This is a genomic window from Bradyrhizobium macuxiense, assembly GCF_001542415.1.
Lineage (GTDB): Bacteria > Pseudomonadota > Alphaproteobacteria > Rhizobiales > Xanthobacteraceae > Bradyrhizobium > Bradyrhizobium macuxiense.
Window position 1 is genome coordinate 34,541 of the sequence record NZ_LNCU01000117.1, and the last position, 7,727, is coordinate 42,267.

The following is a 7,727-nucleotide window of genomic DNA, read 5'->3' on the forward strand; positions in this document are numbered from 1 at the left end:
CGCTTCGCTCGCAATGACGGTTGGGAAAGAGTGGCGCGCGCGGCCCTTGGGGACGGGTGGAGGCCGCGCGCGCTCTTGAAAGAGGAGGTCGGGGACACCTCCTCCTTTCATCCGACGTCAGTTGGGCGACGTTTGACGTCGGTTGAACACCAGCATGAGCAGGCTGACTGTGAGCAGGATCACGCCTGCGATCATCTTCAGCTCGGCATCGGTCGCCGTCTTCGGCAGCTGGATCGTGGGTGCCGCGGTGACCACCGGCATCGGCCGCTTGAGCGCCGCAAGCTGCATCTTGCCATCGCCTGCATCGGCGCGGCGTTCGGTCGGAGCCACCGGTGCGCGTGGCCGTTCGCCGAACACTTTTGCGAAGTCCCAGCCGGCGGGCAGGTTGAGCGGCAGCTCGGCGAGCTGCAGCGGCTCGCTCTCGGGACGGCTCGGCGTCTTGTCGACCGCGACGAGACTGGTGAGCCGCGTCACGAGCTGATGCTCGAGGGCGAGCGCCAGGATCGTCTTGTCGGCCTCCTCAAGGCTGACCTGACGGGTGGTGCGCGCAACCTCCGCATCCGCGATTTTGCGGCGGGCCCACAGTTTCGAGAGGCCCTTGCCCTCGGCGGCATTCGCGAGCGGCAGCGTCACGCTCCACGGACGATCACCGATGCGGCCCTTGATCTCGACCGAGCCGGCGAGCTTGTCGAGTTTCGCGGCCAGCACCAGCGGCTCATCGCGATAGACGTCCGGGATCGCCGACGGGGTGAGATCGGCCGTTGCCTCGGAGAACTTTGCGGAGAGATTGGTCACTGCCGGATTCTCCAGCTTGGCGAACAGGCTGCGCATGCGCTCCTCAACCTGTTCGACCGACCCGATATGGGTGAAGGTGCCGCGGCCGAGTTCGGCGGCGCGCGTCATCAGATAGGTGTTGGGCGCCGAGCCGATACCCACCATGAAGACCCGCGAGCGGCCGCGCTGCGCACTGATGGTCTCGAACAATTGCTGCTCATTGCCGATGGCGCCGTCTGTCAGGAATACGACCTGCCGGATGTAGCCGGCGTCGTCGCTGTTGGTGTCGGCGAGCGCGGCCTGCATGGCCGGCACCATCTCGGTGCCGCCGCGCGCCTGCAGCGCGCTGACGAATGACGTCGCATTGGCGATGTTGCTGCTCGTTGCAGCCACCGGCGTCGGGAACAGCACATCCATCGTGTCGTCGAAGCGGATCACGTTGAAGCGATCGGTCGGCTGCAGGCGGCCGAGCGCGTACAGCAGGCTCGCCTTGGCCTGGACGATCGAGGTGCCGCCCATCGAGCCGGAATTGTCGATCACGAACACCACTTCGCGCGGCATCGGCTTCTGTTGCGCCTGCTCGACCGCGGGCGGGGTGACGAAGGCGAGCAGATAGTCGGAATTTCCGACATGCTCGCGGAACAGTCCGACCGACGGTGTCTTCTCGGCGGCAGGTTTCCAGGTCAGCTCGAAATCGCGATCTGCCGGCACCGGGCCTTCAGCCAGCTTGACGACGCGAGTGCTGCTGTCCGGGCTCTCGATCTTGACCTGGTGGAACGGGCTCTTCACTTCGGCGAGCGGGAAACCGGCGTTGAGGCGCACCGTGATGTTGGTCGGATTGACCGGGGCATCCTCGGCTGGGTCGAGCACCGGCGGCGAGATGCTATCGCGATCCGGGACGGGATCGGTCGTGGCGGCGCCCCAGCCGCCGCCGTCGGCGCGGAGGTCGACGCTCTGCACCACCGGCCTCGGATTGTAGCGCGGGCCGACCACCATCGGCACCCGCAACGAGAACTCGTTGCCGTTCTGCTGCACCGGCTCCTGATATTCGATCTGCACCACCACGGTCTCGCCGGGGCCGATATTGGCGACCGAATTGGTGAAGATGTTCGGCCGCTCCTGTTCGGTGAGCGCGGCCTTCTGACCATTCTGCTTGGCCTGCTCGTAGATGGCGCGGGCCTGCTGTCGCTCCTTGATGTCGCCGACCACGACGTGGTTGCCGACCACCATCTTCAGCGTGTCGACGGCGCTGCCGGCCGGCAGCGGGTAGACGTAGGTCGCCTCCATCCATTGCTGCGTCGGGTTGCGGAAGATCTGCGTGACGCGGGCGCGGACGGTCGGGCCGGACACCGTGAGATCGACATCGATGCCGAGCCGCGTCGCGTCAGAATAGCCGTCGTCGGTCTTGAGCAGCAGTGAGCCGGAGCGCGCATCCGCCGGCCGCAACACGGCCTGCTTCGGCTGCTCCGCCGACCAGACCGGATCAAAGCTCAGAAAAAGCGCCGCAAAGCCGATCACCAGCGCGGCCACACCTTCCACCAGGAAGAACAGCAGGATCCGCATCTTGCGCGACAGGCGCGTCCGCCGGCTGTTCTCGAATTCTTCGTAGATCGTCATTTTCGTCACTCCCGAGCGAGGTTTTCGCTGCTTCGCAATCATGGAGAGCGGCCGTTTTGGCGCGAGCAGAATGATCGGCAATAATCGGCCGTCGTCCGGCGCGATCCGCCGGTGAAGGAGGCGGGTTTGTGCGGTTTTGTGATGGGTTGTGCGGTCTGCTAGACTGCGCCGATCGATTGGGGAATCGCGCAAGGGAACTCGATGCCGACGCCGGACAAGCAGCTTTCCGCCGAGCAGAGCCGGCAGGTGGCGGAGACCATTAGGGAGGAAATCGCGCGTCGCCGCATCTCGCGGCAGACGCTGGCCGAAGAGGCGAAGCTCAGCCTTTCCACCCTGGAAAAGGTGCTCGGCGGGCGCCGCCCGTTCACGCTCGCAACCACGGTGCGACTGGAGCAGGCGCTCGGCGTCTCCCTGCGCAAGCTGCCGGAGGCCACCGCTCCTGTCCCTGTCATCGAGGCGAACGGTGAGATCGCGCCGGATGCGTTAGGGGCCTATGCGCGTCGCGCGGTCACCTGGATCGAGGGCGTCTATGTCACGGTGCGCCCGTCATTCGGCGAGAAGGATGCGGTCTACGCCTATCGCACCGAGATCGCCTGGGACGCGGCGGCGGCATCGCTGACCTTCCGTGAGGGCGAACGGCTCGATGCCACCTACACGCAGTTCGGCGAGGTCGCCGTTCCCAACCAGTCGGGCTTCGTCTATCTCGTCACCAACCGGCATGGCCAGCATCGCCTGATCACGGTGTCGCGGCCGCGCATCACCGGCGAGATGTACGGCATCATTACCACGTTGCTCGCCGGCCGCGGCTCGCTGCTGACGCCGATTGCGGCGCCGATCGCATACCTGCCGGCGAAGAACGTGCCCAACCCGAGCGTCGGCCGGGTGTCGGCCGGTGATCCGAACTACGACGTCTATCGCGAGCATTTGCGCCGGACCATCGACGAACCGTTTGCGATCTTCCTGCCGGCATAGAGCATCCTGCGGAGGACGCGAGGCTATGCCGGCCGTGGGCTCGGCGGCGCGGCGATGCCTGCGATCAGCACGGCCAGAATACCGGTCAAGAAGATTCCATCGAACGTGCCGGCCCCGCCGATCGAGGCGATCGGCGCGCCGAGGCCGCCGATCTTGTCGAGATTCAGGAGGTCGGCGCCGAGCAGCGTTCCCATCGAGCCGCCGATATAGGCGAGCGGGGCTGCGTATTCACGGGACAGCAGCAGCGCGAGAATTGCGGTTGCTATGACCGGAACGAACACCGGGACCGCGATTCCCATTCCTTGCACCGGCGTTGCGCTGGCATGAATGATGGCTGCAATGACGACGGTAGCGATCGCGGCCCTGATCCAGAGCTGATAGCGAAGTACGAGGTAGGCCGACATCACGGTCGGAATCACCGCACCGCCGACCTTCACGGCGAGGATCGTGCTGGGCGACACCACATAGGGCACGACGTAGCGCATGCCGAAGAAATCGACGATCTCACCGGATCGCACCGGCGGGCCGGGCAGCACCGTGATCGGGATGTTGAAGTAGCTGCCGATCAACGAGCCGAACAGCAGCAACAGCGCGACGCCGGGACCGATCCCGAGCCGCATATAGGCGTATCGCAGGATACGAAGCTGGATCAGGACCACCAGCGCCACGGCCACGAACAGCAGGATCGAAAAGAACCCCGGCGTCAGCGGCAGATAGTGAACGTTCGAATCCATCGGTTTGACTGTTCGGTTTTGGCCCAGCCCTGCTTTGCAAGGTGGGGATTTTGAACAGGATCACAAGGACGGATGTGAGTCCCGTCATCCTGAGGCGCTCGCGGAGCGAGCCTCGAAGGATGCACGGCCCGATGTGCGAGCTGGAGAGAGCTGGGCCGTCGCCCTTCGAGACGCGCGCAAGGGCGCGCTCCTCAGGGTGACGGTGAGAGAGGGTTTCGCGCCGCCAAGCCGATTCAACCTGGCTTTGAGTCGCTCAAGTCACTAAGAGTGGCCGAAACAACGAAGCCGCCCGGATGGGCGGCTTCGCGACTATGAGATTCGGCTGACGTGGAATTCTAGCCGCCGGTTTCCGCGCTCAGGATGTCGCCGAACCGCTCCCACTGCCCGCTCTTGAAGCGCCACATCTGGAGCTGCTCGATCGGAGCGAAGTCGGTGGCGCTGGTGTTGATCTTGATGCCGGGGATCAGCGTGTCGGGCGCGAAGTCCTTCAGGCTCGCGGCCTGCTTCATCACGTTTTCACGCGTGAGATTGTCACCGCACTGCTTCAGCACCTGCACCATGGTCTGCGCCGCAGCGTAGCCGTAGACCAGGTTGGCGTCGGAGAGGTTGGCGCCCGGCATGTACTTGTCGGCGAAGGCCATGAACTTCTTCATGCCCGCATCATCTTTCCACTGCGGATCGGACGCGTCCTTGAGGTAGCCGGCCGACAGCACGCCTTCAGAGGCCTCGAGGCCGGCGGGCTTCATCACCGCGCCGATCGAGAGCGAGACGTCGGTCATCACCTGCATCGGCTTCCAGCCGAGTTCGGCGATCTTCTTGATTGCCTGCGCCGCGAACTTCGGCGTCGAGATGTTGACGAACACGTCGGCGCCGGTGTCCTTCAGCTTGACGATGTGGGAATCGATCGACGGCTCGGTGGTCTCGTAGCTTTCCTCGGCCACGATCTTGGCGCTCGATTTGTCGAGCACTTCCTTGAGGCCGATCAGGTAGTCCTTGCCGAAATCGTCATTGGCATAGAAAATCGCGACCTTGGCGTCCGGCTTGGCCTTTAGAATGTATTTGCCGAAGATCCGCGCCTCGACGCGATAGCTCGGCTGGAAGCCCATGGTCCACGGGAATTCCTTCGGATCGTTCCATTTGCTGGCGCCAGTGGCGAGGAAGAGCTGCGGCACCTTCTTGGCGTTCTGATACTTCTGCACCGCGGTCTGGGTCGGCGTGCCCAGCGCGTTGAACACCAGGAACACCTCGTCGCTCTCGATCAGCTTGCGGATCTGCTCCACTGTCTTTGGTGGCGAGTAGCCGTCGTCATAGGAAATCCAGTTGATCTTGCGGCCGTTGACGCCGCCCTGATCGTTGATCATCTTGAAATAGGCTTCCTCGGTCTTGCCGATGATGCCGTAGGCGGAAGCCGGACCGCTATAGGCCTCGACATTGCCGATCTTGATCTCGGTGTCGGAGGCGCCGGTGTCGTATTTCTTTTGTGCGAAAGCGGCCTGGGTGGAGAGCAGGCAGAGCGCCGTGGCGGCCGCGAGCAGCGACAGTTTCTTGGTTGTCATAAAGGCATCTTCCTCGATTGATTTTGGTTGGGGACTTACGCAACAAACCCGCAGCCGGTCCCGGCAGACGGTTACGGGGCAACTCCTTGTCTCGGCGCGTCCGGGAAAGCGCTACACACGTTTCCGGGATCACGCCGCAGTATCGGTCGGCTTCGGCTGACTGAACCGCTGCCGCAGTGTGGGCTTATGAATTTTGCCCGTCGCATTCCGCGGCAGGGCATCGATGAATTCGATCAGGCGCGGGCACTTGAAGCGCGCCAGATTGGCCTGGCAATGAGTGTGAATCTCCGCCGGGCTGAGCGAATGGCCGGGCTTCACCGCGATCACGGCCATGCCGACCTCGCCCCATTGCTCGTTCGGAATGCCGATCACGGCGGCCTCGGCAACTGCCGCAAGTTGATGCAGCACGCTCTCGACCTCGGCCGGATAGACGTTCTCGCCGCCGGAGATGTACATGTCCTTCCAGCGGTCGACGATGTAGTAGAAGCCTTCCGCGTCCATCCGCGTGGCATCGCCCGTGCGCAGCCAGCCATCGGTGAAGGAGGAGGCGTTGGCGTCCGGCCTGTTCCAGTAGCCCGGCGTGATGTTCGGTCCCTTGACCCAGAGCTCGCCGAGTTCGTCGACCGCGGCATCAGTGCCGTCGGGCCGCACGATTCTGACTTCGGTGTGCAGCACCGGCTTACCGGATGAGCCGGCCTTGCGCGCGGCATCCTCGCGGTCGAGCACCATCACGGCCGGCGAGGTCTCGGTCATGCCGTAGCCCTGCTGCAGCGCCACGCCGCGGGCCTCCCATGTCTTCAGGAGTGGCACCGGCATCGGCGCGCCGCCAACCCCGCCGACGATCAGGCGGCTGAAGTCCGAGGTGGCGAAGGCCGCATGCTGCGCCATGAACTGGTAGATCGAGGGCACGCCGAAGAATACATTGATGCGCTGCGCGGGATCGCTGATCAGCCTGAGCGCCTCGGCTGGATCGAACACGCGCATGATCAGCACCGTGCCGCCGGAATGCAGCACCGGGTTGGTGTAGCAATTCAGCCCGCCGGTGTGGAACAGCGGTAGCACCGTGAGCAGCACTGAGGACGGCGAGATATAGGCCGGGCCGCCGAGATTGACGCAGTTCCAGAACGTCATCCCATGCGTGATGATCGCGCCCTTGGGTTGGCCGGTCGTGCCCGAGGTGTACATGATGGTCGAGATGTCATCGAGCGTGACTTCCTCGAACCGCTCGACTGGTCTGGCTGATGCGATCCCGGCCTCATACGATCCGCCCGGACCGAGCCGCAGCGTCGAGGCGACATTGCAGAGCTTTGCGACCGCGAGCGCCGTCTCGGCGAGATCGTCGTCGTGGATCATCACGACAGGCGAGGCGTCGCCGGTGATGTAGTGCAACTCCGGAACGGTGAGGCGGGTGTTGAGCGGCAGGAAGATCGCGCCGATCCGGAAGCAGGCGAACTGCACCTCCAGCGTATCGGTCGTGTTCAGCGCCAGCACCGCGACGCGGTCGCCGGCTGAGACCTTGAGCTGGTCGCGCAAATGCCCGGCGAGCTGCGACACGCGCGCGTCGAGCTGCGCATAGTTAAAGCGACGCCCACTTGCGAGATCGACAAGCGCGATCTTGTCCGGCGTGCGCCGGCAATGATGCACGATCCAGTCGTAGTAACGAACCGGCACGTTTCCCTCCTCCTGGAACGGCAGTCTTGCGCCGCCTGTCCCTGGCCCAATTGATGGCATGGATCGGCAGTGGAGGGGCCGTATCGGGATACTGTCTTGCGTTTAGTGGCTGGGAACGGTGAGGCGCGCCCCGGGTCCCGGCGGGGCAGCCACTCGACGCAAGTTAGCGGTGCGAAATCCGGACATCGTCGGAAGCGGGAATCAACGGAGCAAGCGGATGGCAAACCCGTTCTACACCAGCGAACACGAGGCCTTTCGCGAGGTGATGCGCCGCTTCGTGGCCAAGGAGATCGACCCCTACGCCCATCGATGGGACGAAGCGGGAGAGTTTCCGCGCGAGCTCTATGCGAAGGCCTCCGAGATCGGGCTGCTCGGCCTCGGCTTCCCCGAGGAATATGGCGGG

At 64.3% G+C, this 7,727-nt stretch carries 6 protein-coding genes; 2 read left to right on the forward strand and 4 right to left on the reverse strand.

Features of this window, described 5'->3' with window-relative positions; all coding sequences use genetic code 11:
• Positions 1 to 117: 117 nt before the first annotated feature.
• Positions 118 to 2,337 (reverse strand): marine proteobacterial sortase target protein, encoded by a 2,220-nt coding sequence (locus tag AS156_RS36095; protein WP_430641834.1) that lies wholly within the window; start codon positions 2,335 to 2,337, stop codon positions 118 to 120.
• A gap of 255 nt (positions 2,338 to 2,592) precedes the next feature.
• Here AS156_RS36095 and AS156_RS36100 point away from each other — a divergent pair, with 255 nt between their 5' ends.
• Positions 2,593 to 3,363, forward strand: a complete 771-nt coding sequence (locus tag AS156_RS36100) for a helix-turn-helix domain-containing protein (protein WP_066514384.1) — start codon at positions 2,593 to 2,595, stop codon at positions 3,361 to 3,363.
• A 23-nt stretch (positions 3,364 to 3,386) separates the two neighbouring features.
• Here the strand turns inward: AS156_RS36100 and AS156_RS36105 are convergent, their stop codons facing one another.
• From AS156_RS36105 to AS156_RS36115, 3 genes are all read right to left on the reverse strand, one after another.
• Positions 3,387 to 4,097 carry a DUF1614 domain-containing protein gene (locus AS156_RS36105; RefSeq protein ID WP_066514386.1) on the reverse strand — a complete coding sequence of 237 codons (711 nt, stop codon included), beginning with the start codon at positions 4,095 to 4,097 and terminating at the stop codon, positions 3,387 to 3,389.
• Between the two features lie 335 nt (positions 4,098 to 4,432).
• On the reverse strand, positions 4,433 to 5,653 hold the full coding sequence (locus tag AS156_RS36110; RefSeq protein ID WP_066514388.1) for an ABC transporter substrate-binding protein: 1,221 nt from the start codon (positions 5,651 to 5,653) through the stop codon (positions 4,433 to 4,435).
• 129 nt (positions 5,654 to 5,782) lie between these two features.
• Positions 5,783 to 7,324 (reverse strand): acyl-CoA synthetase, encoded by a 1,542-nt coding sequence (locus AS156_RS36115; protein ID WP_066514390.1) that lies wholly within the window; start codon positions 7,322 to 7,324, stop codon positions 5,783 to 5,785.
• Positions 7,325 to 7,541: 217 nt separating this feature from the next.
• Here AS156_RS36115 and AS156_RS45350 point away from each other — a divergent pair.
• A partial coding sequence (locus tag AS156_RS45350; protein ID WP_430641833.1) for an acyl-CoA dehydrogenase family protein occupies positions 7,542 to 7,727 on the forward strand: 186 nt, incomplete at its 3' end.